The organism is Aristaeella lactis (assembly GCF_018118585.1).
Taxonomy (GTDB): Bacteria; Bacillota; Clostridia; order Christensenellales; family Aristaeellaceae; genus Aristaeella; species Aristaeella lactis.
This window is the reverse complement of the sequence record NZ_CP069421.1, coordinates 2,852,024-2,872,433: the sequence shown is the minus strand read 5'-3', so window position 1 is coordinate 2,872,433 and position 20,410 is coordinate 2,852,024. Positions and strand designations below refer to the sequence as shown.

Below are 20,410 nucleotides of genomic sequence, written 5' to 3'. Positions count from 1 at the left end.
GTCCTGTCTTACCGGCGGATAACCTTGCAGTTTTTCACATATTCGCCGTACTTGTTCATGAAGTCGTCCCGTTCCGCTTCCTCCGTGATCCAGATGATCACCCAGGCCTTTTCGATCCCGAGGTTCTCATAAGCCTGGAGGCGGTGGTTTCCGTCATTCAGTTCAAATTCCCCGTCCGTATAATGGACGATCAGCGGCGGCATGTCCGGATCGGACTGGATAGACTTTTCAAGCCCCGCGACCCGCTGTTCCCACCAGTCTTTGTCTATCCGGTATTTCATTTCCGGTTCCGGGCCCGCGCATCTTTTGAACAGGCTCACCGGAAACTCCGCCGGGCTGAAATAATACCGGTCAAAAAGTTTCAGGCCGTCGGAAAAAGGAATGTTCCGTCCTTCCTCATTCAGGTACAGATGGATCCATGCATCCAGTTTGCCCGCGTCGGCATAGGCCTTCGCGGATGATAATGTTGCGCTGTATTTCAGCATTGCGGTCTCCCTCCTGTTATACACGATTCGTTTGATGGAATCATAGGAGAGCGCGTACTTGTCCATCAGTTCCTCAATGGAAAGACCCTTTGCGAAAGCGGAACGGATCTCTTCATTCCTCTCCCGGATATAGCGCTGGTATCCGGATGTCTCGCCCCAGGCTTTTCTTTCCTCCCCGGCCGGAATGTAAATGGTTTCGCCGGAGACATACCGCTGGATCTGCTTCAGGAGACCTTCCGGAAAAATCTCCTGCGCGTTTCTGTAAGCCATCATACGCACCTCCTTTCGTGCATGATTGTAGGGAATTTGTGACCGCGGTTCTATACCGTGTTTACCTGTAACCGTTCCTTACACAAATGCCGGTTATGGATCCGGCACCTTTTTCACTCTCCAAGCACCGCGCTGATGCAGCTTTCGATATTATCAGCCCTCCGCAGCAGCCTTTTCCGCCGGATATCCCCTTCACTCGGCCATTCCATCAGCTTCTTGATCCTGCCAAGGGCAATCGTTCTGTCAAACCGGTCCCTCCATCCTTCATAAAGGGCCGTATACCAGTTCCTCAGTTCTTCTTCGCTTGCTTCTTTCCCGCCCCGGATCCGGCGGCCAAGGGCTGGATCGGCCAGCAGGCCGCGGCCGATCATCACGGCTTCCGCCGCGGGAAAACGTTCCTCAAATGCCCGGACGTCTTCCACCGTCCGCAGGTCTCCGTTGTAAACCGGATGCGGTATTCCCTTCCGCAGTGCCAGTTCAAAGGCTTCCGGATGAACCGCGCCGGTGTATTGTTCCCTTGTGGTCCGGGCGTGGATGGTCACATGGGCAAAGGGATAGTCAGCAAACAGGTCCGCCAGCTCCGGCCATTCCTCCGGGCTTTCATATCCAATCCGGGTTTTGACGGAAAGTGATACGGGAAGGGTGTTGGAGAACAGGCGGTCCAGGAAAGTGCGCAGGTAACCCGGGTCCTGAAGCATGCCGCTTCCCCGGCCCCGTTTGGTCACCGTCGGGGACGGGCATCCGAGATTCAGGTCCGCGCAGGAATAACCGCATTCACTGACATAATACAGCCATGCGGACAGCTGTTCCGGATCCCGTGTCAGCGCCTGGGGCAGCACATTCAGGCCCTCGTTTTCCTCCGGAGCGATATCCCGTTCCTCCCGGGTCAGCAGGGACAGGGACTGGGTCAGCTTGTGAAACGGCAGGCAGTAGACGTCAACTCCCCCGAAAATCCTGTGATGGGTCTGCCGCAGGATCCCGTCCGTCATGCCTTCCATCGGCGCGAAATAAATGGTCAATCCCTTTCCTCCTTCAGCCATTCCTGTATCCTCATCATACTCCGGATCCCGGCAATTGAAAACCGTCAAATCCGGGGCATCAGGGACAGTTCCGTCCGTCTCACTTCACCTCGGTTGAACAAAACACAACTATTGCGCCATTGGATTTCTGCCGATCCGTGGTATGATGTGCTTACAGAACGTTCTGAAATATCACAATGGAGGAACAGATGATGATGTATCTACCGGCAAACCTGAAGAAATACCGGATCGCGAAAGACCTGACACAGGAGGAAGTGGCAGAGTTCCTGGGGATCACCGCGCAGAGCGTTTCCAAGTGGGAACGCGGTGAGAGCTATCCCGATATTGCCTTTCTCCCGGCACTGGCCAATATCTTTGAGACGAGCGTTGACCTGCTCATCGGCATGGATGCCATCCGGGCGGAAGAGACCCGTTACAACATTCACAAGACCGCGGTGGAATACCAGAAAAACGGAGAGTATGACAAGGCTGAAAAGACCTACCGGGAAGCCCTGCTGATCTATCCGAACATGCCGGGCATGATCCTGGGCCTGGCAGCCACGCTGGCCCTGAAGGGTGATACAGCTGAAGCCATTGAGCTGATCGAGCGGGGACTGCCGCTCTCCGCCAATGAAAAGCAGAAAGCAACCCTGCGGGCAGCCCTGTGCTTCCTGTACCTGAAAGCCGGCAGGGAGGACAAAGCCGGCAGACTTGCCTCCGAACTGCCCCACACCCGGGAAAGCCGTGAAGTCATCCTGCCTCTGGTTCAGCAGGGGTTGAGCTCATCCCGGATCGATGAACATATCCGGACGATCCTGTTAGGGGAATGACCGGCACACCAAAATGAAGAAAAGCCCGGACGGGGATCAATCCCTCTCCCGGGCTTTTTCAGGCAATACTACATTTGCTCCTGTTGTTCCATCAGCAGGTCGTAAAAATCATCAACACTAATCAGGACTGTAGCTTCCGGACAGTCCTTGGGCGATTCCTGAGGGGGATCCTGTGGGCGTTCGCCCTTTTTCGCCTTCGACAAAGGATCATACTTGTTGTTCATATGTTCCTCCGCTTTCTGCCTGTTATTCTATTTCGACATAAAGCGGGGAATTTCCTGTCAGGGCGCCCGGAGGGTTATCCTGCTGCCGTATTCCGGCGGTTCAGTTCAGCTTCAACCCTGTTCAGTGTCCGGAAAAACCGGTGTGTGGCGATCATCGGACCAAAGAACGGAAAACCGATCGTACACCATCCAACCATATGCCTCCGGGATGTATGCGGGCCCTCTATCCCCAGTTCCCCGGCTTTTGCTTTCAGTTCTTCCGCGATCTGTGCCATCCAGATCAGCGTATAGATAAACAGGGTAGGAATCCCTAGCAGATAAGCTTTCCAATACCGCTGCGTCTTTTTCTGCAGGATCTCATCCAGTTCGTCCTGCAGTCCGCCATGCGGCATATAAAACAAAAAGAAAAAGCCGGCGGTGATGAAATCGGTAAGGCCGATCAGGAATCCCGGCCTGTTCGTATGCCTGAATCTCATCGTCGATCTCATCCTCCGGTTGTACTTCTGCCTGTCCGGCTGGGTATATTCCGTCTTTTTTCGGTATGAGCGCCGCAGACAGCATAAAACAAAACAGGCCATCACAGAAAATGGTGGTTTACAGTCTGCCCTGTTTACTGTCTTTCCGGTCGCCGCAGTAAAGGTATTATACCGTAATTTTTCCTTGTTATCAATGTTCTGAAGCCGTCAGAAACAGGCACAGGGATCCCCGTCATACAATGCGCACTTCCTCCAGAAGGATCTTCTTTTCAAAGCCGCCTCGCTTATCAGCCTTCTGCTGCCTGATTCTTTCAATTTCTTCGATGGAACTGCCCCGTGCTTTGGCCACGGCCATCATCACTTCCAGCAGATCCGCCAGTTCTTCCATCGACTTGTCTTCCAGGTATTCTTCCAGTTCCTCTGACAGTTTCCGGTCCAGGAATTCCAGGTATTCTTCGTCAGAAAGAACAGAACAGACGCTTTGTTTTCCTTCTTTTTCAATCAGTTCGGGGATTTTATCCCGGACAAGTTTGTAATATTTGATTGTTTTCATAGCATTCTCCGATCTGTTTGATGTATTTCTGTTTTGTAACCGCAGGAAGCAGTTCGTTCGGCTGCAGATTATTTACTGATCCTCTGTTTCGGGTTCTTCCGGCGGATAAGGCATCCTCGATGCGGTCATCAGATTATCAATACCCGGTTCCAGGGAACGTGACGCGAATACTGCTCCGTCTTCCGCAAGACTCCACCAAACCTCTCCGTCTTCTACATTCAGTGCCCATGTATCCGGAGAAACATATATGATCGTATTATCCTGCACACCGCATTTCCACAGTTCTTTATATTCATAGAACATATAATCCGTATAATAATGGACTGATCCCAGCATAAGCGTCCGGGCATCAAAATAATAGGCAAAGGCGTTCTCCTCCCGGGGCTTGCCTGCATCCGGCAGGATGATTTCCAGCATTTCCTCTCCGTAGAATGACATCCCAACCGGCAAATTGCCGTCATCAAGGAAGTTCTCATTCACCCATCGGAGTCCCCATTCTCCGTCCGAATCATCAAAGCCGCATAACAGGAGTTTTCCCTGATCCTTAAACACCGCAACGGCTTTATGCAGGTTATAGGCAACCAGCGGTTTTACAGCCATCAATTCCATCTCCGGATTATAACAGATGACAGCATCGGGATAGCCCGCCTCCCGCATCAGCCGGGTACACAATTCCGCATAGCCATCCGCATCCATTGTATCCACTCCCCTGGGCGCGATCACGTGCGGATAAGGCTTTACCCATTCTGCCGCCGGTGTCCCTTCATGCGCATGCATCACCACGGCAAAGTCCACAAGGCGCACATCATTCCATCCAAAGACCATGTATAAATGAGCATCTGATCCTTTCTTAACGGCTCCATCATCTATATCATCTACAAGGCATTCCAGGCTGTCAGGCCAATAAATATCTGTCACAGTATACTGGAAGCGAAGCGCATCCTGGCCAATCTGAGTGATCCCCTCCGGAATATGAAGCGCCCCCTGCTGTGCGGTTCCCCACAGCATTTCACCCTCCATTTCTGTCAATCCCTCCGGAATCTTTATTCCGGAAAGCTCATGACATGCGCAAAAAGCCCCAAAGCCGATCCTGTCCATATGATCGGGCAGCCGGACAGTTTCAAGTAAACGACATTCCTGAAAGGCATGATCCTCTATCACCTGCACACTGTCAGGAATAAACACACTGGTCAGATTCCGGTTTGTATAAAACGCATACGGACCAATTTCAAGCACGCCATCCGGAACAGTATAGCTTTTATCCGGCCTGCCCTGTGGATACGCAGCCAGCACCTTCCGGTCCTTTGAAAACAAAACGCCGTCAATCGCGCAGAAAAAAGGGTTCCCCGGATCAACCTCAAACCTTTCTATTTTTGAAAAATAAAGGCAATTATCTTCGAGCTCAAATGACCGGAATGACGCGGGCAGCACCAGCGTTTTGATCCTGCACCCCTCTTCATAATAGTATTGGTTGCCCTCATCATCTTCATAGGATTCTTCAAAGAATTCAAAACTGCTCTCAATCCGTTCGGTTCCCTCCGGAACGACATATCGGTCCTCCGTTCGTCCCTTGGGGTACATCAACATAGTCTTACCGTCCCTGGTAAACAGCACGCCGTCTATTGACCGAAACGTTTCATTGCCTTCCTCGACAAAAATGTCTGTCGCTTCCGCAATATTAACATTTCCCTGATAGTCATACATATCCGTTGCTGTCTTCGGAAGCGTGACCGTGTATTCTGTCTCCTCCCCCGAAACAATCGCGCAGGCCGGAATAATCATGACCAGCATCATCAGAAAAGCTATCAGTCTGCGCCGCATCTGCAGTTCCTCCTGTTTTCAGTTTAATCGCCTGTATCCTTCTATACACCAAACGAAAATGGACTGTGTTTTCTTTCGAAGCAGTACCGATAGATTTGTTCTGAGTAAATCTCTTCCTGCTGTCCTGGATCGGCAAATGTATAAAACCCCTTGGCATCGCTGTTTTCGATTCTATTATCGGGATACAGTTATGTCAATGCATTCGGAACACAAGAACGGACACCCGTGAAGGGTGTCCGTTTTCAGTAATCGAAGCAATCCAGTTGCAAATACCGGTCATGCGTCCTGAACTGTGATTTTGATCCTGCATACAGCGTCTCCCTGTTTGACGCTGCTGATCAGCTCCGTCCCGACTTCTTTTCCGAATACATATCCAAACATTCTCCTGGAATACCCGAGCGTGCAGTAGCACCAGGCCTTGGGCAGCTTTTCATCAGTCCGGCTCACGCATGAACAGTAGCACTGCGGATAGATCAGGTAATAGGCTGTTCCGTCATATTCCAGCGAAAAGCCAAGGTCCAGCGCGTTTGCCTGATCCACAAAAGTTTTCGGATCCCGGTTCCTGTCATACACCGCTTTGAGCTTGCTGCCGCCGTATCCGTATTTCGGTCCGCACGCGCAGTCCATCCTGATCGCTTTGATCGTCTCATCATCGTAGTGATCGTTCAGGAAAGCGCAAAGCTCTTTGGCCCATTTCACCTTTTTGTCCGCGTTGGCGGATTTTGACAGCGGATTCTCTTCGGAAAACCGGATACCGGCTTCCCGCTCACCGTGCTCTTCCATACTGGCAAGAAACCGGCGCACCTGGGGATTATCATTCTTCGGCATTGTTCATTCCCTCCCCATCACTTGCTTTTCCTGACAGGAATGCAGATCTCGCTGACATAATCCCGGGAAGACGGATCTCCGGGCAGGTAGTTCTCAATGTCATAATCGGGGATCAGTTCATAATCGGAAACCGGCAGCCATTCCTTGTAGATCTTTTCCCACATGGCCTGGATTGCCTTGGGTGTCGGTCCGACGCATTTGAAAACCGCCCATGTATATTCCGGAATATGGATGATCTCGAACCCTTCCGGGATGCCTTCCACATCGGAAGCTTTGCAGCCGATGCCGTACCGGAACTCATCGCTGTCCGTCTTCTGCTGCGCGCAGAGTCCGAGATAGCCCGGGATTTTCCGGTATTCTTCATGGGCATAATACTCATCCCAGAACTTCGGGATCTCTTCTTCGCTTGTCTCGGCATGGAAAGTTTTAGCATGCATGAGAAGATCCATCGCTTCCCATTTTTCAATTGTGTACTCCATGATACTGCCTCCTTCAATTGTCATGTGGACGGTAAACCGGTTCATGAACTGAATGGGGCTTCCCTTTTTCACCTGCATCGGTGAAATGCCATGGAACCGTGTAAACGCTTTGGTAAAGCTTTCCGGCGAATCATAGCAGTACTTCATGGCCACGTCGATGACTTTTTCCTCTCCGCCCGCCAGATCCGCACCGGCCTGAGAAAGGCGCCGTTTCCGCAGGTATTCCGCCGGGGTCATGTCCGTCAGCAGGGAAAACGCCCTCTGGAAATGAAACGCGGAAAGGTTAACGTGCTTCGCGATATCCGCCAGCGTGATCTCATCCGTCAGGTGACCTTCCATGTACTCGATGGCATCGTTGATTGTTTTGACCCAGTTCATCCGGTCTCCCTCCTTTCGCAATTGATCATAAGGCCGTTTATGAGATTAATCCTGTTCAGGATTGCTTTGTTTTGTCCGGTTTCTTCATCACAGATGATACCATACCGCCGGAAACAAAAAAAGCCCGCAGAGCCGAATGTCAAAGCTCTGCGGGCACGAATCCGTTTGGTATACTTGTTTTCCGTCAGCGGTTTTTCGAATAGTAAATAAAGTCACTGTCACGCTTCACTTCCGAATACCCCAGTTTGGTGTAGAAAGCGTTTGTCCGGGTATTCCAGCCGGGAGTGTCAAGCGTAAAAACCTTTACCTCCGGAAACAGGGTCTCGATTTCCTGCATCATGAAGATACCGTACCCTTTCCGGAAGTGCTTTGGATCAATGAATATCCTTCCGACGTTCAGCGTGTCCCCCTGGCGGAACAGAATCGCGCCGCCAAGGATCACGCCGTTCTCATCAGCCAGTTTGAACAGATGGTCCGTCCTGGCCATTTTGAGATGGAACGGGACGGACTGATATCCGGGCGGACCGCCCGGGGAAGCAGCTCCCACCTCCACATCGCTGTCGAAAGCCTGTTTGGAGATGCTGTTCAACACCAGGGCGTCTGAAGTCCCGGCTTTCATGAACTGTACATTCACAGATCTGTCCCCCTGTCCCTTTACTGGCAGGCAATATAGACATCCATGCCCTCGACGTCTGTTTCAAAGCCGGGGATCACTTCATTTTCCACATGGATCAGTCCGTTCGTCCTCATATAATCCTGCAGGGTATGATAGGCTCCGGGTATCGTTACAAAGGGATTGTCAAACGGCCTGTCAATATGGATCGCGGCGTATTTATGCGCAGGCTGTTCTTTGATTTCATACCCTTCAGGCGTGACACCCTTCGGCAGGATCAGTGCCGCGGTATATCCGTGCATGTTGAACACATTCACCTGCTCCTGCGATACCTTCGGGAAATCCCAGCCGATGACTTTCGGATCCGCGATCCCGTTCTCTTCCGCGCATTTGTACATCCTGCCTATGGCGTCCGCTTCCGGCTCACGGCTGATCACTGTGTACTCCACATAGCGGAATCCTTCGACTTCCTCAGTACGGAGATTTGAATAGGCATCGCTGCGCTTGTCCATTTCATCCCTGAAGAGATTATCCAGGGAGCAGTTAAAGATTTTGCAGATTTCAATCGCCTTGTCCATTTCCGGATTCGCCGCGTCCATTTCCCTCTTTGAGATGGTCTGGCGGCTTACGTTAAGCTTCTCTGCCAGCGCTTCCTGTGTCATATTCGCGCTCAGCTGCCTTAAATACTGAAGGTTTTTGCCAAAGCTCATGTTTTTTTTCTCCTTTTACGCTGTATTTGTTTTACTGACAGTTCTTTGCTCCGCGTCGCAAGGATAGATTAACACAGGGCAGGCAGCTTTCACACCAACCTACAGGCGCTGTTTCAGGAAATTGCGCAACTTCAGGTTGCGTTGTTTTCCGGGAAGGGTACGTCTCAGAGCCGGACGTCTTCTACTTTAGCAAGCCCATATAATCATCTCTGAGCATACCATAAATATTATAATCGCAATAAACAGAAACCATTTTCCCCTGGCGAACGGTTCCTTCTTTTATAAGACCACATTTTTCCATAACCTTATTTGAGCCAATGTTTCTTACATCCACACGCCCGTTCAATCGCTCTATTTCCGTGTTTTCAAATATAAACCGTATCACTTCCTTTAAAGCTTCTGTAGTAATTCCCATATTCCAGTACTCCGGATTAACTCTGTATCCTATATCACCCATTCTGGCATTCTGGATATCAAATATCGCAATCATGCCTACCACTTTATTGGATTCTTTCAATACAATTCCCCAGTCAAAATCAGGAGAAGGTTTCCTTTTTACCCAGGGGCGGGGATCAGGGCCAAACATAAGTTCAGGATTTTTCTCGTTCCTGTTTGCTTTTCTTCCCCAATATGTATAGATTTCATCTCTTCCCAGCCACTCTTTTAAATCAGCCACATCGCTTTCGTTAAGCGTACGAATAATCAATCTGTCAGTTTCAAGAATTGGTTTATTGATCAGATAATCCTGTAACATAGTTTCCTCCATCAAATTCCGGTTTTAGTTCATTAAATTCAAAGTTTTTCATTCAAAATTTGACTTCTTCTGCCGTGAATAGCCCGACTTCACCCTTATCAATCCGGTGAATAATGCCGATAATATCAACTCTTCCGTCTGTGATAAAGATGGCGCTCTCATCCTCCATGGCGCAGACAGGCCTTTCCATGGAAACCGCTTTCATAAGACGCAGCCGTTCTGTATCGTCATAGCTGAAGTGGCCGATCATCGTGATATCAGCAAACCCAAGCCCTTCATACGGAACCAGGGATTCCCAGATATCCACCGTGGTTTTTCCCATGTTCATGGATCCGGCGCTGACGCCCAGGACCATTGCCGGGCCGTCCCGGACAATATCATAGATGCCTTTGTCACGCATCAGCTGCATCTGCTCGGCGCAGACACCACCGCCCATCAGGAAAAAGCAGTCGGCTTCCCGGGCCCGCTTCTGCGCGTCGGCATGTTCCATCCTGGCATCGACTACACAGAAGCGTTCAAAGCCGATGCCGTATTCCTCAAACATCCTATGCATCCCGGCAGAGTCCTCGTCATTCTGCTGATAGTCCACCGGGCAGGCGGTAATAAACACAATACACCGGCGCACGGGCAGTTCTTTTTCCAGGCGTTCGGCAATTTCATCCGTAAACCTGCGGTCCGGAAATCCGCTGAAAAATGCGATTGCTTTATGATTATTCATGATCGTTTCCTCCGTTCCCTTTTTTCTGTAATGCATCTGTTTCTGTCCGGTCCAGTTCCCTGTAGACCGGTTTCCGCAGCCGGGTGAAACTGACCAGCATCCCGGCAATCCCGATGATAAAGAACATCAGTCCGATGCCGGCTCCTTTTCCTGTCCCGAAAAACCCGTACAGCGCCTGCTGCGCCGGGGAACCTGCCGCCATAAACGGTTCAAACACCGTATCCGCCAGCAAGCCGCCCAGCAGGAGCGCAGGCGGAATGGTGAAATTCTGCAGGGTGCTCTTCGCGGAGAACACCCGTCCCTGCATCTCCACCGGAACCTTCTCCCGCATCAGGATATCCATGTTCACGTTCATTACGGCTGCCATCAGATAGCTGCCGAACGCCGCCGCGCACCACAGCCACGGGCGGGAAGTCAGCCCCTGGATAATGTTTCCGGAAAAAACCAGGCCTGTGGCAATAAAGATTAACCGGGTCCGTTTCTTTGCCGGTTTTAACAGCGTTGCCAGCAGGCTTCCGGCCAGCACTCCCATGGCCGTAAAGCTTTCCACCAGGCCCAGCACGGCCTGGCTATTGCCTGTCCGGCCAAGGATAAACGGAGAAAGCATTCCGTCGTTACCCAGTTTCGCCAGGAAGTTAATCACCGCCAGGAACAGGGTGATCCGCAGGATGGCTTTATGGTCCTTCAGGTAGCGGATCCCTGCCAGGCAGGTTTCTGAAAAAGGTTCCTCTTCCGTTGCCTGACGTTCCGGCTCCGGAATCCGGATCAGGAACAGCAGCACCAGGAAAGCGACGGCAAATGTCGCCAGGTCGATCATCAGCACCAGGTCCAGCCCGCCGGAAGCCAGCAACAGCGCGCCCAGCGCAGGGGCCAGGATGGATACAGCGGCTCCGCTGAATCCCTGCAGGCCACCGACCCGGGCATATTGTTCCTTCGGCACCAGCATGCTGACAGCAACAAAGGATGCCGGTTCCTGGAAAGCGTTCATGAGGCTGAGCAGGAAATTGATCACATACAGGTGCCAGATCTGCAGAACCTCCGCGGAATGCAACACAAACACAGCCAGCGTTCCGCAGGCTGCCACCAGGTCCGCGATCAGCATGATCCGCTTTTTGTCCTGCCGGTCCACCATACTTCCGGCCAGGAAGCGGAAAAAGATTGTCGGCAGGAAAGTGCATACTGTCAGCAGGGTCACGCTGGACGCGGTTCCTCTCTGGCTGTATACCCAGATAATCACCACATAATCCGTCATGGCCGTCCCAAGCTGGGATACGGTTTGTGATCCCCATAGCAAAAGAAAACTGTGAAGTTGTTTAAAAGAATGTTTATTCATGGCTTTGCTCCTTACATGTTTTTGTTTTCATGCGGCGCAAAGCCTGACCGGACGAAAAGGTCCCGATCGCTCCGTGCAGGTTTCGTCCTTTATCAGACCTTGCGCGGAGCAGAAACATCTGCGGCTAACGATATCCCCCACCTGGTATGTATCATTGTCTTTTCCTCCGTTCCCTGTTCGTCATGTCCTTTATTACTGCTTACAGCATGATCCAGTATCGCCTGACAAGATGATGGCCTTCTGCTTCGTTATCCCTCTCAATGGTATCCCAAAGCTTTCCACCCAGCTTTTCGCAGACATGAATGGACGCCGCATTCTTTTCGTTGATCGTCAGCAGCACCTTTTCCATGCCATGCTCTTTTGCAATTTCCAGGCCCCGGCGCAGGATCTGCGTTCCGTATCCCTTGTTCCATTCCGATACCCTGACCGCGTAGCCGACGCTTCCAATATCCTGCATCACCTTCGGGGGAAACTCTGTCCTCAGCTGGAACTCTCCGATAAATCTGCCGTCATCCACCGCCCAGTAATGAAAACTGACGGGCTGGCCTTCCACAAGCCCCTTTTCCTTTTGATCATACCATTCTTTTGTACGCTCAAACCAGTCATCCACCAGGTACTTCGGATTTGAAGGCCTGAAGAATACAATGTTGTGATCATAGGCTTCCTGGCAGTATGATTTGTATCCCTCCGCGTATTCAGGACATCGTTTGATCAGCTGAAGCATGATTCCCTCCTCAAATGCCGGTTTACATATATTCTTTACTGATCAGTTCATATCCCCATACAGTTGGTTTTTCTGCACCTTCCGGCAGCAGATTGTGCGTGTAGCCCTGCTCCTCATGCCTGCGGATAAATGTATTGGGGCCGATGCAATACAGTTCAATATGGATGTTCTGGTTGACGCGCACCAGATACAGTTTTCCGTTCTTCACTTCAATGTGGATTTTGCCGGGAAGATATGTACCTGTGAACTTCCGGAGGTCTTCCTCCGAGACCGGTATCTCGTCCGGCTTCACCGCATGCTGCGGTTCTTTCCCATACAGGATATCGGCGATGCCTTCCCCAAGCCGGTACTGGTTCAGCGATTCATTGTTGGACAGAATGATGATGCAGAGATCATCCTCAAAGAAATACTGCGTATACGCGGCAATCCCGTTAGCGTCTCCTCCGTGGGAATACATCGTTATGCCGTTTCGGTCATACCGGTTCAGTCCGTAACAGTAGTGATTCATGTTCTCTGCAAAAAACCGTTTATACGCCTTTGCGGACAGCAGCTTTCCCTCTTTCAGGCACTCATACCACTTCTGCAGATCGTCACAGTTCGAGACCAATGCCCCGGCTCCCGTCAGAAACAGGTTATTGACATACGGCACACGAACCGTCTTCCCGTAATCATGCATATAATTGGCTGCCTTGTTTTCGTGAACAGCCAGGCCGTCGTCAAACACGGTGCTGGTCATTCCCAGCGGAAGGAATATGTTTTCATGCAGGAATCCTGCGTAGGACTGTTTGGATACATATTCAATGATCCAGGCCAGCAGGTTATAGTTCGAATTGTTGTAATTGAACGATTCGCCCGGGGCGCTCATCGGCTGCTTCAGAATCCATTTGTTGAGGAATGCTTTCCGGTCATAAGGCAGCCTGTCCTCCCCAATATAGAAATCATCTTCGAAGTTGTAAAAGTTATACAGTCCTGAGGTATGGGCAAGAAGATCATGAACAGTAATCCCGGAAGGAATCTGCATGTCTTCCGGAAGATATGTATTCGCATCCGCGTCCAGGGATATAAGGCCCCCGTCATACAGAAGCATCACCGCAAAGGCAGTAAACTGCTTTGTGACCGATGCGATGGTAAAGCGAGTGGACATGGTGTTCTTCACGCCGAACTCAGCACAGGAGTATCCTCTGCTGGTCTCCCATAGGATCTTTCCGTTCTTTATGATACGAATAGCGCCCCAAAAATCCCAGTATTCTGTCTCCTGCCCTATGAATGCAGCCAGGCGCTGCTGAACTTCGTGTTCCTCTGTCATTGTTTACTCCATTTTTATATTTGCATTGATCTCCTTGACAATTTCGACTATTTCAATATCCTCGGCGACAAGAATCTTAACTATAGTATTATATGATAGAAGAATGGGACGGACAAGAGATTGTTGTTATAGTTATTGGGGTGATTGGCCATACTGGTGGTATGTGTTAGAAGGCTTTTCACCCCTGTCATGCACTGACTCTGATTTCAGAACAAAGCACCAAAACAGCAAAAATCGGACCATCCTTTCGGACGGCCCGATTTTTTTGTTTTTGATCATCATTTTTTTAGCCGGGCGGGATTATGCAGCCAGACAGGGGGGCAGTTGCCGCTGCCGGCGCCTGCGCCGTCTATTCCCAGACAGGCAACGGGCTTGGGCGATTCCTTGCCGGGTCCGGCACATGCCACGGATGCCAGAGCCGAGAAAAGAAGGATCATAGCCAACAGGAACGCATAAACCTTTTTCATGTTTTCCCCTCCTTCGGGTTTTTGTTCATTTTACCATTCCGTTTTCATGTTTTCAATCATTGCAGCGAAAAAACACATATGCAATCACTTCGCTTGCGAGCAAACGCCTTCGGCGTGTCGAAGTGACGGGATTCCGCTCCGCGCCGCAATCTCAATCGTCGCACTGCTCCCTTGGACAGTGTCTCGTGGCGGGATTCGATACCGTTCGCTCAATCGTCGCTGCTCGCGCTTGGAGCGCGCTCGCCGCTCGTTTCGCGCTAACAAACTCGGGGCGCTTTTGCCTTCGGCAAATGCCCCACTGGGGCACCGCTTCCCTCCTTTGCCGCGGCGGCCGCGGGTTATCGAATCCCGCAGCCACGAGAACACAAAAAATGGACACCCGTTAAGGGTGTCCGTTTTCTGTGGTCGAAGTGGCGGGATTCGAACCCGCGGCCTTTTGGTCCCGAACCAAACGCGCTACCAAACTGCGCTACACCTCGATACGTGAGCCGATGAGGGGACTCGAACCCCTGACCTGCTGATTACGAATCGGCTGCTCTACCAACTGAGCCACATCGGCACGATCAGCAACGGCTATTATATCAAAGGGATTTACGTTTGTCCAGCACTATTTTTCTTCGCCTGTGGACAAGCAGGAACGGGTATGGTAAACTGCTCCGGCACAACGATGAAAGGAACGCCCCGCATGAACTACCAGCTGATCGCCCTGGATCTGGACGGAACACTGCTCAACAGCCGGAAAGAACTTCCGGAGGACGCTGTCCGGGCCATCAGGGAAGTCTGTGCTGCCGGAAAGACCGTGGTCTTTGATACCGGACGGGCTGTGCCGGAACTGGCTGAACAGATTGCCCTGCTTCCGGAAGTACGGTATGCGATCTTCTGCAGCGGCGCAGGCCTGTACGATACCCGGGAAAAGAAAGCCTTCGGCCTGCAGCCCATCCCCGCCGCACAGACAGAGCGGATCCTTTCCGTTTCCCGCACAAAGGACATCATGCCCCAGCTGGTGCTGGCGGACCGGGATGTGATCCAGGCTTCGCATATGGAACAGCTGGAACACTACAACATGGGCGTCTACCGTCCCATGTACGAAAAGGCCATGACGCTTGTGCCGGATATCTATGCCTTCGCGGAATCCTGCAAGGAGCCTTACCTGAAAATCAATCTGTATCATGCGGAAGTAGCTGAACGGATCCGTACCCGGGCTCAGCTGGAAACACCGGATCTGGAACTGGTCTACTCCGAAATATCCTCCCTGGAATGCTCCGCCCGCGGCGTCAGCAAGGGCTCCGGACTGGAGCGCCTGTGCGGCCTGCTGGATATTCCCCTGGAAGCCTGTATCGCCGTCGGCGACGCGGACAACGATATTCCCATGCTCCGCGCAGCCGGGCTCGGGATTGCCATGGGCAACGCACCGGATTATGTCAAAACCGCCGCGGACCGGATCGTATCCGATCAGGACCACGGCGGCTGTACCGAAGCCATTATGATGCTTGTAAAAAACTGATTCCTTTCCGGAATCAGTTTTTTGATTGATGCTTAATCTTTTTTCAGTGCTGCCTTGGCGGCGTCAATCGCACGCTGTACCATTTCCGGAGCGGGAGCGCCGGGGATCTTCCGCTTCTCCACGCAGGAAATCATGCTCAGGTCGTCAAACACGTCCTGTTCGAAAGCGGGATGGAACTGTTTCAGCTCCTCCAGCGTCAGATCCAGCAGGGCTTTGTTTTCATTCAGGCAGTGTGCCACCAGCTCGCCAACCACCTTGTGGGCATCCCGGAAGGCAACGCCCTTCTTCACCAGGTAGTCTGCGCAGTCCGTGGCGTTGGTGAAGCCGCCGGAAGCACCCCGCTCCATCACGTCCTTGCGGAAGGTCACAGTTTTCAGCATCGCGGTGAACACGGTCAGGCCCTTCACCAGGGTGTCCCGGGTATCAAAGAAGGCTTCCTTGTCCTCCTGCATATCCTTGTTGTAGGCCAGCGGCAGGCCCTTCATCACGGTCAGCAGGCCCATCAGGTGGCCGTATACCCGGCCGGTCTTGCCGCGGATCAGCTCCGCCACGTCCGGATTCTTCTTCTGGGGCATGATGCTGGAACCGGTGGCAAAAGCATCGTCCATTTCCACAAAGCGGAACTCATTGGTGTTCCAGAGGATCAGTTCCTCGCAGAAGCGGCTCAGGTGCATCATGCAGATGGAAGCCGCGGAAAGGTAATCCAGCATATAATCCCGGTCGGCTACGCCGTCCAGGCTGTTGTCGGAGATCCTGGAGAACCCGAGCAGATCCGCTACCCGTTCCCGGTTCAGGGGATAGGTGGTGCCGGCCAGCGCGCCGGAACCCAGTACCATCACGTCCGCCGCCTTGTATGCGTTGCTGAAGCGGTTCCGGTCCCGCAGGAACATCTGTACATAGGCCATCATATGATGGGCCAGGGTAATGGGCTGGGCTTTCTGCATATGGGTATAGCCCGGCATGATCGTATGCAGGTTGTCCTGCGCGATATCCAGCAGCGCACCCAGCAGTTCCTCCAGCATCGCTTCCGTTTCCCGGCAGGCAGCCTTGGCATACATCCGCGTATCCAGCGCCACCTGGTCATTCCGGCTCCGGCCGGTATGCAGGCGCTTTCCGGCGTCACCGATGCGCTGCGTCAGCAGGGTTTCCACGTTCATATGAATATCCTCTGCGTCCACCATCCATTCGATCTTTCCGGCCCGCGCGTCCTCCAGGATGCCCTTCAGGCCCTCCACGATCTTCGCCGCGTCCTCCGCGGGGATGATCCCTTCCTCACCCAGCATGGTCGCGTGGGCGATGGAGCCGGTAATATCCTGTTCAAAAAGCCGCTTGTCAAAAGAGATGCTGGAATGGAAATCATCCACCAGTCCGTCGGTTGCTTTTTCGAACCGTCCTCCCCAAAGCTTCATACGACAAGCCTCCTTACACTCTCACATAACACCAACATTGTACACAAAACCACCGTTTTCGCAATAGAAACGCAGGGAAAAACCAGCAGGATCGTTTTTTACAATTGTTGTTTGTTCGCCTTGACATTCCGGGTGGCAGCGTTTACCATGGTTTTGTATTTATATAGGAAAGAGGCGGTTTTTTGATCGTTCTGGGCATCGATCCGGGCTACGCCCTGATGGGCTGGGGCGTAGTGGAATCTGAGGGCAGCCGCATGAAGCTGATCAACTACGGCTGTATCGAAACCAAAGCCGGCGTCCCCATGCAGAACCGTCTCCGCACGCTGCAGCTCGGCATCCGGGATCTGCTCAACATCTATCATCCGGATGACGTGGCCTTTGAAGAGCTGTTTTTCGCCCGGAACGTAACCACCGCCCTGATGGTCGGGGCCGCCCGCGGCGCTGCGATCATCGCGGCCGCTGAATATACCCAGAATCTTTACGAATATACCCCCATGCAGATCAAACAGGCCATCACCGGATACGGCAAGGCGGATAAAAAGCAGATCCAGCAGATGGTCAAGCTCCTGCTGAAACTGGATGAGATCCCGAAGCCGGATGACGCCGCCGATGCCATCGCCTGCGCCATTACCCACTGCCAGGCCGGTGTGGCCAAATCCCAGTTCCTCATGAAGTAACAGCTCCTCTGCTGCAGGAGTCCATCGTTGCAAGCGCAGCGCAGCAAGGATGGTTAACGACGATCGCAAAGGGTAAGGAGGAAATGATATGTACGCGTTTATCGAAGGCGAGGTCTGTGAAAAGCTGAACGGCAGTCTCGTCCTTCTGGCTTCCGGTGTCGGCTGGCAGCTGAACTGTTCCAACAACACCCTGCAGGCTGCTCCGCCCGTGGGAGAGAAGATGCGCTGCTACACCTACCTCTCCGTCCGGGAGGATGCGATGGAGCTTTTCGGCTTCGCCACAAAAGAAGAGAAGGAAATGTTCCTTCAGCTGACTGCCGTTTCAGGGATCGGCCCGAAAACCGCCCTGGGTGTCCTCGGTGCCATGCCCCTGCGGGACCTGAACCTTGCGATCCTCCTTGGGGATGTGAACGCCCTGTCCCGTGCCCCCGGCATCGGCAAGAAAACCGCCCAGCGGATCGCGCTGGAGCTGAAGGACAAGATCAGCCAGGCGGATGTCTCCGCTGCAGCCGCTCCGTCGCAGGGCGCCGCCGTTTCCTCCCTCAGCTCCGATGCCGTTACAGAAGCCATCGAGGCGCTGATCGCCCTGGGATACTCCTCCACGGAAGCGCGGAACGCCATCTCCCAGATCAAGGACCAGACAGACAAACCGGAAGAACTGATTCGCCTTGCCCTGCGCACCATGGCAGGATTTTGAGGAAGCATCCGTATCCCTGCATGGTTTATGAATGATTACAGGAGTAACAGTCTATGATGGATGACAGATTAATGACCGGGTCCTATATGGCGGAGGACAGCTCGGTGGAGCAGACCCTCCGTCCCCATACGCTCAGGGACTATGTGGGCCAGCAGGCCGTAAAGAGCAGCCTGGATATCTATATCAAGGCCGCCCTTTCCCGCCATGACGCGCTGGACCATATGCTGCTTTACGGCCCGCCCGGTCTGGGCAAGACCACCCTGGCCTGCATTGTCGCCGCGGAAATGGGACAGAACATCCGCGTGACCAGCGGCCCCGCCATTGAGCGGCCCGGAGACCTTGCCTCCATCCTCAGCAACCTGAACGCCGGGGACGTGCTGTTTATCGACGAGATCCACCGCCTCTCCCGCCAGGTGGAAGAGGTGCTCTATCCCGCCATGGAAGACTTCGCCATTGATATCATGATCGGCAAAGGCCCCACCGCCCGGAGCATCCGGGTGGACCTGCCCAGGTTCACCCTGGTCGGTGCCACGACCCGCGCGGGCCAGCTGTCCGCTCCCCTGCGGGACCGGTTCGGAATGCTGTTCCGGCTGGAGATGTACACCCCGGAAGAACTCCGCCAGATCGTGGAACGCAGTGCCGGGATCCTCGGTGTGAACGCGGATACGGACGGCCTGCTGGAGATCGCGCGCCGCAGCCGCGGTACGCCCCGTATCGCCAACCGCATGCTCAAACGGGTACGGGACTATGCCGAGGTCAAAGCCGGCGGTCATATCAGCCGGGATATTGCCCGGGAAGCCCTCGCCCTGCTGGACGTGGATGAGCTCGGCCTGGACAAGGTGGACCGGAATATCCTCACCTGCATGATGGATAAGTTTGCCGGCGGCCCGGTTGGCCTGGACACGCTGGCCGCCACCACCGGCGAAGACGCCGTTACCATCGAAGACGTATACGAGCCCTACCTGATGCAGCTGGGCTTCCTGATGCGCACTCCCCGCGGCCGGGTCTGCACTCCCGCCGCCTGGAATCACCTGAAAAAGAACATGCCTGCCACAGCAGAGGCCCAAATCAGGATGGAGATCTGAACCCCATGAAAACTTCCGACTTCAACTATGACCTTCCCGAAGAGCTGATCGCCCAGACCCCCGTGGAACCCCGGGACCACAGCCGCCTGCTGGTTTACCACCGGAACGGCGGGCAGATCGAACATAAGCACTTCTACGATATCATCGACTACCTCAACCCCGGCGATGCCCTGGTCATCAACGAGACCAAGGTAATCCCCGCCCGCCTGCTTGGCGTCAAGGAGGATACCGGCGTGCCGGTAGAGGTACTGCTGCTCCGCCGCCGCAGCGCCACGGACTGGGAGGCGCTTGTCCGTCCCGGCCGCAGGCTCCGCCCCGGAACCGTCTGTTCCTTCGGGGACGGGCTGCTCCGCTGTGAGGTGCTGGATAACGTGGAGGAGATCGGCGGACGGATCGTCCGTTTCCATTGCGACGGTGTCTTTGAAGAAGTGCTGGACCGGCTGGGCGAAATGCCCCTGCCGCCCTATATCCACGAAAAGCTCGCCGACGCGAACCGTTACCAGACCGTATACGCGAAGCAGGAAGGTTCCGCCGCCGCTCCCACCGCCGGCCTCCATTTCACCCCGGAGCTGCTGGAGCGGATCAAAGCCAAAGGCATCACCGTTGTCCCGGTCCTGCTGCATGTGGGGCTCGGCACCTTCCGCCCGGTCAAGGTGGAAAACGCGGAAGAGCATGTGATGCACAGTGAGTTCTGCCAGGTGACCGAAGAGGCAGCCGAAACGCTGAACCGCATCCGCCGGGACGGCGGCCGCATCGTCTGCGTCGGCACCACCTCCGTCCGGACACTGGAAACCATGGCCACGGAAGACGGCATTGTCCACGCCGGCGCGCGGGATACTGCTATCTTCATCTATCCCGGTGTAAAGATCAAAGCGGTGGACGCCCTGATCACGAATTTCCACCTGCCGCAGAGCACCCTGCTCATGCTTGTCAGCGCGCTGACAGGCCGGGACGAAGCCCTGCGCGTTTACCGCGAAGCCGTTCAGGAAAGATACCGTTTCTTCTCCTTCGGCGACGCTATGTTCATAGAATAAAAGCAAGGAGGTTCAG

23 protein-coding genes and 2 tRNA genes are annotated in these 20,410 nt (G+C 53.5%); 6 read left to right on the top strand and 19 right to left on the bottom strand.

The features are described 5' to 3' along the window. Positions 1-8: 8 nt before the first annotated feature. Both JYE50_RS12995 and JYE50_RS12990 read right to left on the bottom strand, forming a co-directional pair. Entirely contained in the window at positions 9-758 is a 750-nt protein-coding gene (locus JYE50_RS12995; protein ID WP_283399214.1) for a CD3324 family protein, read from the bottom strand. Positions 759-868: 110 nt separating this feature from the next. Beyond that, positions 869-1,795 carry a tRNA-dihydrouridine synthase family protein gene (locus tag JYE50_RS12990; protein WP_084096025.1) on the bottom strand — a complete coding sequence of 309 codons (927 nt, stop codon included), beginning with the start codon at positions 1,793-1,795 and terminating at the stop codon, positions 869-871. Between the two features lie 188 nt (positions 1,796-1,983). Here JYE50_RS12990 and JYE50_RS12985 point away from each other — a divergent pair, with 188 nt between their 5' ends. Beyond that, positions 1,984-2,604 carry a helix-turn-helix domain-containing protein gene (locus JYE50_RS12985; RefSeq protein WP_283399213.1) on the top strand — a complete coding sequence of 207 codons (621 nt, stop codon included), beginning with the start codon at positions 1,984-1,986 and terminating at the stop codon, positions 2,602-2,604. A 68-nt stretch (positions 2,605-2,672) separates the two neighbouring features. Here the strand turns inward: JYE50_RS12985 and JYE50_RS12980 are convergent, their stop codons facing one another. From JYE50_RS12980 to JYE50_RS12905, 16 genes are all read right to left on the bottom strand, one after another. Next, complete coding sequence (locus tag JYE50_RS12980) at positions 2,673-2,828, bottom strand: hypothetical protein (RefSeq protein WP_179138342.1); 156 nt, start codon at positions 2,826-2,828, stop codon at positions 2,673-2,675. 74 nt (positions 2,829-2,902) lie between these two features. Beyond that, a complete protein-coding gene (locus JYE50_RS12975) occupies positions 2,903-3,304 on the bottom strand; it encodes a hypothetical protein (protein ID WP_084096024.1) in 402 nt (133 codons plus the stop codon). A 232-nt stretch (positions 3,305-3,536) separates the two neighbouring features. After that, positions 3,537-3,857 carry a nucleoside triphosphate pyrophosphohydrolase gene (locus JYE50_RS12970; protein ID WP_084096023.1) on the bottom strand — a complete coding sequence of 107 codons (321 nt, stop codon included), beginning with the start codon at positions 3,855-3,857 and terminating at the stop codon, positions 3,537-3,539. 72 nt (positions 3,858-3,929) lie between these two features. Then, a complete protein-coding gene (locus JYE50_RS12965; RefSeq protein ID WP_084096022.1) occupies positions 3,930-5,678 on the bottom strand; it encodes a leucine-rich repeat domain-containing protein in 1,749 nt (582 codons plus the stop codon). A gap of 276 nt (positions 5,679-5,954) precedes the next feature. Then, entirely contained in the window at positions 5,955-6,506 is a 552-nt protein-coding gene (locus tag JYE50_RS12960; protein WP_084096021.1) for a DUF6144 family protein, read from the bottom strand. Between the two features lie 17 nt (positions 6,507-6,523). After that, positions 6,524-7,363, bottom strand: a complete 840-nt coding sequence (locus JYE50_RS12955; RefSeq protein ID WP_084096020.1) for an AraC family transcriptional regulator — start codon at positions 7,361-7,363, stop codon at positions 6,524-6,526. Positions 7,364-7,547: 184 nt separating this feature from the next. Next, complete coding sequence (locus JYE50_RS12950; RefSeq protein ID WP_084096019.1) at positions 7,548-7,997, bottom strand: GNAT family N-acetyltransferase; 450 nt, start codon at positions 7,995-7,997, stop codon at positions 7,548-7,550. Between the two features lie 20 nt (positions 7,998-8,017). After that, positions 8,018-8,686, bottom strand: coding sequence for a helix-turn-helix domain-containing protein (locus JYE50_RS12945; protein ID WP_084096018.1), 669 nt, complete (start codon positions 8,684-8,686; stop codon positions 8,018-8,020). A 181-nt stretch (positions 8,687-8,867) separates the two neighbouring features. Beyond that, complete coding sequence (locus JYE50_RS12940) at positions 8,868-9,440, bottom strand: GNAT family N-acetyltransferase (protein ID WP_084096017.1); 573 nt, start codon at positions 9,438-9,440, stop codon at positions 8,868-8,870. Between the two features lie 52 nt (positions 9,441-9,492). Then, complete coding sequence (locus tag JYE50_RS12935) at positions 9,493-10,158, bottom strand: Type 1 glutamine amidotransferase-like domain-containing protein (RefSeq protein ID WP_179138341.1); 666 nt, start codon at positions 10,156-10,158, stop codon at positions 9,493-9,495. Beyond that, on the bottom strand, positions 10,151-11,491 hold the full coding sequence (locus tag JYE50_RS12930) for an MFS transporter (protein ID WP_084096015.1): 1,341 nt from the start codon (positions 11,489-11,491) through the stop codon (positions 10,151-10,153). Before JYE50_RS12930 ends, JYE50_RS12935 begins: the two co-directional genes overlap by 8 nt. A 199-nt stretch (positions 11,492-11,690) precedes the next feature. Beyond that, on the bottom strand, positions 11,691-12,215 hold the full coding sequence (locus tag JYE50_RS12925; protein ID WP_084096014.1) for a GNAT family N-acetyltransferase: 525 nt from the start codon (positions 12,213-12,215) through the stop codon (positions 11,691-11,693). Positions 12,216-12,237: 22 nt separating this feature from the next. Then, entirely contained in the window at positions 12,238-13,521 is a 1,284-nt protein-coding gene (locus JYE50_RS12920) for a serine hydrolase domain-containing protein (RefSeq protein ID WP_084096013.1), read from the bottom strand. 278 nt (positions 13,522-13,799) lie between these two features. After that, a complete protein-coding gene (locus JYE50_RS12915; protein ID WP_084096012.1) occupies positions 13,800-13,988 on the bottom strand; it encodes a hypothetical protein in 189 nt (62 codons plus the stop codon). 402 nt (positions 13,989-14,390) lie between these two features. Further along, positions 14,391-14,467, bottom strand: a tRNA-Pro gene (locus JYE50_RS12910). A gap of 7 nt (positions 14,468-14,474) precedes the next feature. Beyond that, positions 14,475-14,547 (bottom strand) — tRNA-Thr (locus tag JYE50_RS12905). Positions 14,548-14,631: 84 nt separating this feature from the next. Here JYE50_RS12905 and JYE50_RS12900 point away from each other — a divergent pair. After that, positions 14,632-15,492, top strand: a complete 861-nt coding sequence (locus JYE50_RS12900) for an HAD-IIB family hydrolase (RefSeq protein WP_084096011.1) — start codon at positions 14,632-14,634, stop codon at positions 15,490-15,492. Positions 15,493-15,524: 32 nt separating this feature from the next. Here the strand turns inward: JYE50_RS12900 and argH are convergent, their stop codons facing one another. Further along, positions 15,525-16,901 (bottom strand): argininosuccinate lyase, encoded by a 1,377-nt coding sequence (gene argH / locus JYE50_RS12895; RefSeq protein WP_084096010.1) that lies wholly within the window; start codon positions 16,899-16,901, stop codon positions 15,525-15,527. Positions 16,902-17,083: 182 nt separating this feature from the next. On the opposite strand from argH, the gene ruvC reads away from it, so the two are divergent. From ruvC to queA, 4 genes are all read left to right on the top strand, one after another. Further along, positions 17,084-17,578, top strand: coding sequence for a crossover junction endodeoxyribonuclease RuvC (gene ruvC, locus JYE50_RS12890; RefSeq protein WP_084096009.1), 495 nt, complete (start codon positions 17,084-17,086; stop codon positions 17,576-17,578). A gap of 88 nt (positions 17,579-17,666) precedes the next feature. Then, positions 17,667-18,275, top strand: a complete 609-nt coding sequence (gene ruvA / locus JYE50_RS12885) for a Holliday junction branch migration protein RuvA (RefSeq protein WP_084096008.1) — start codon at positions 17,667-17,669, stop codon at positions 18,273-18,275. A 56-nt stretch (positions 18,276-18,331) separates the two neighbouring features. Next, positions 18,332-19,360: a Holliday junction branch migration DNA helicase RuvB gene (gene ruvB, locus JYE50_RS12880; protein WP_084096240.1), complete on the top strand. Its 1,029-nt coding sequence runs from the start codon at positions 18,332-18,334 to the stop codon at positions 19,358-19,360. 5 nt (positions 19,361-19,365) lie between these two features. Further along, positions 19,366-20,394 carry a tRNA preQ1(34) S-adenosylmethionine ribosyltransferase-isomerase QueA gene (gene queA, locus JYE50_RS12875; RefSeq protein WP_084096007.1) on the top strand — a complete coding sequence of 343 codons (1,029 nt, stop codon included), beginning with the start codon at positions 19,366-19,368 and terminating at the stop codon, positions 20,392-20,394. The last annotated feature ends 16 nt before the right edge of the window (positions 20,395-20,410 follow it).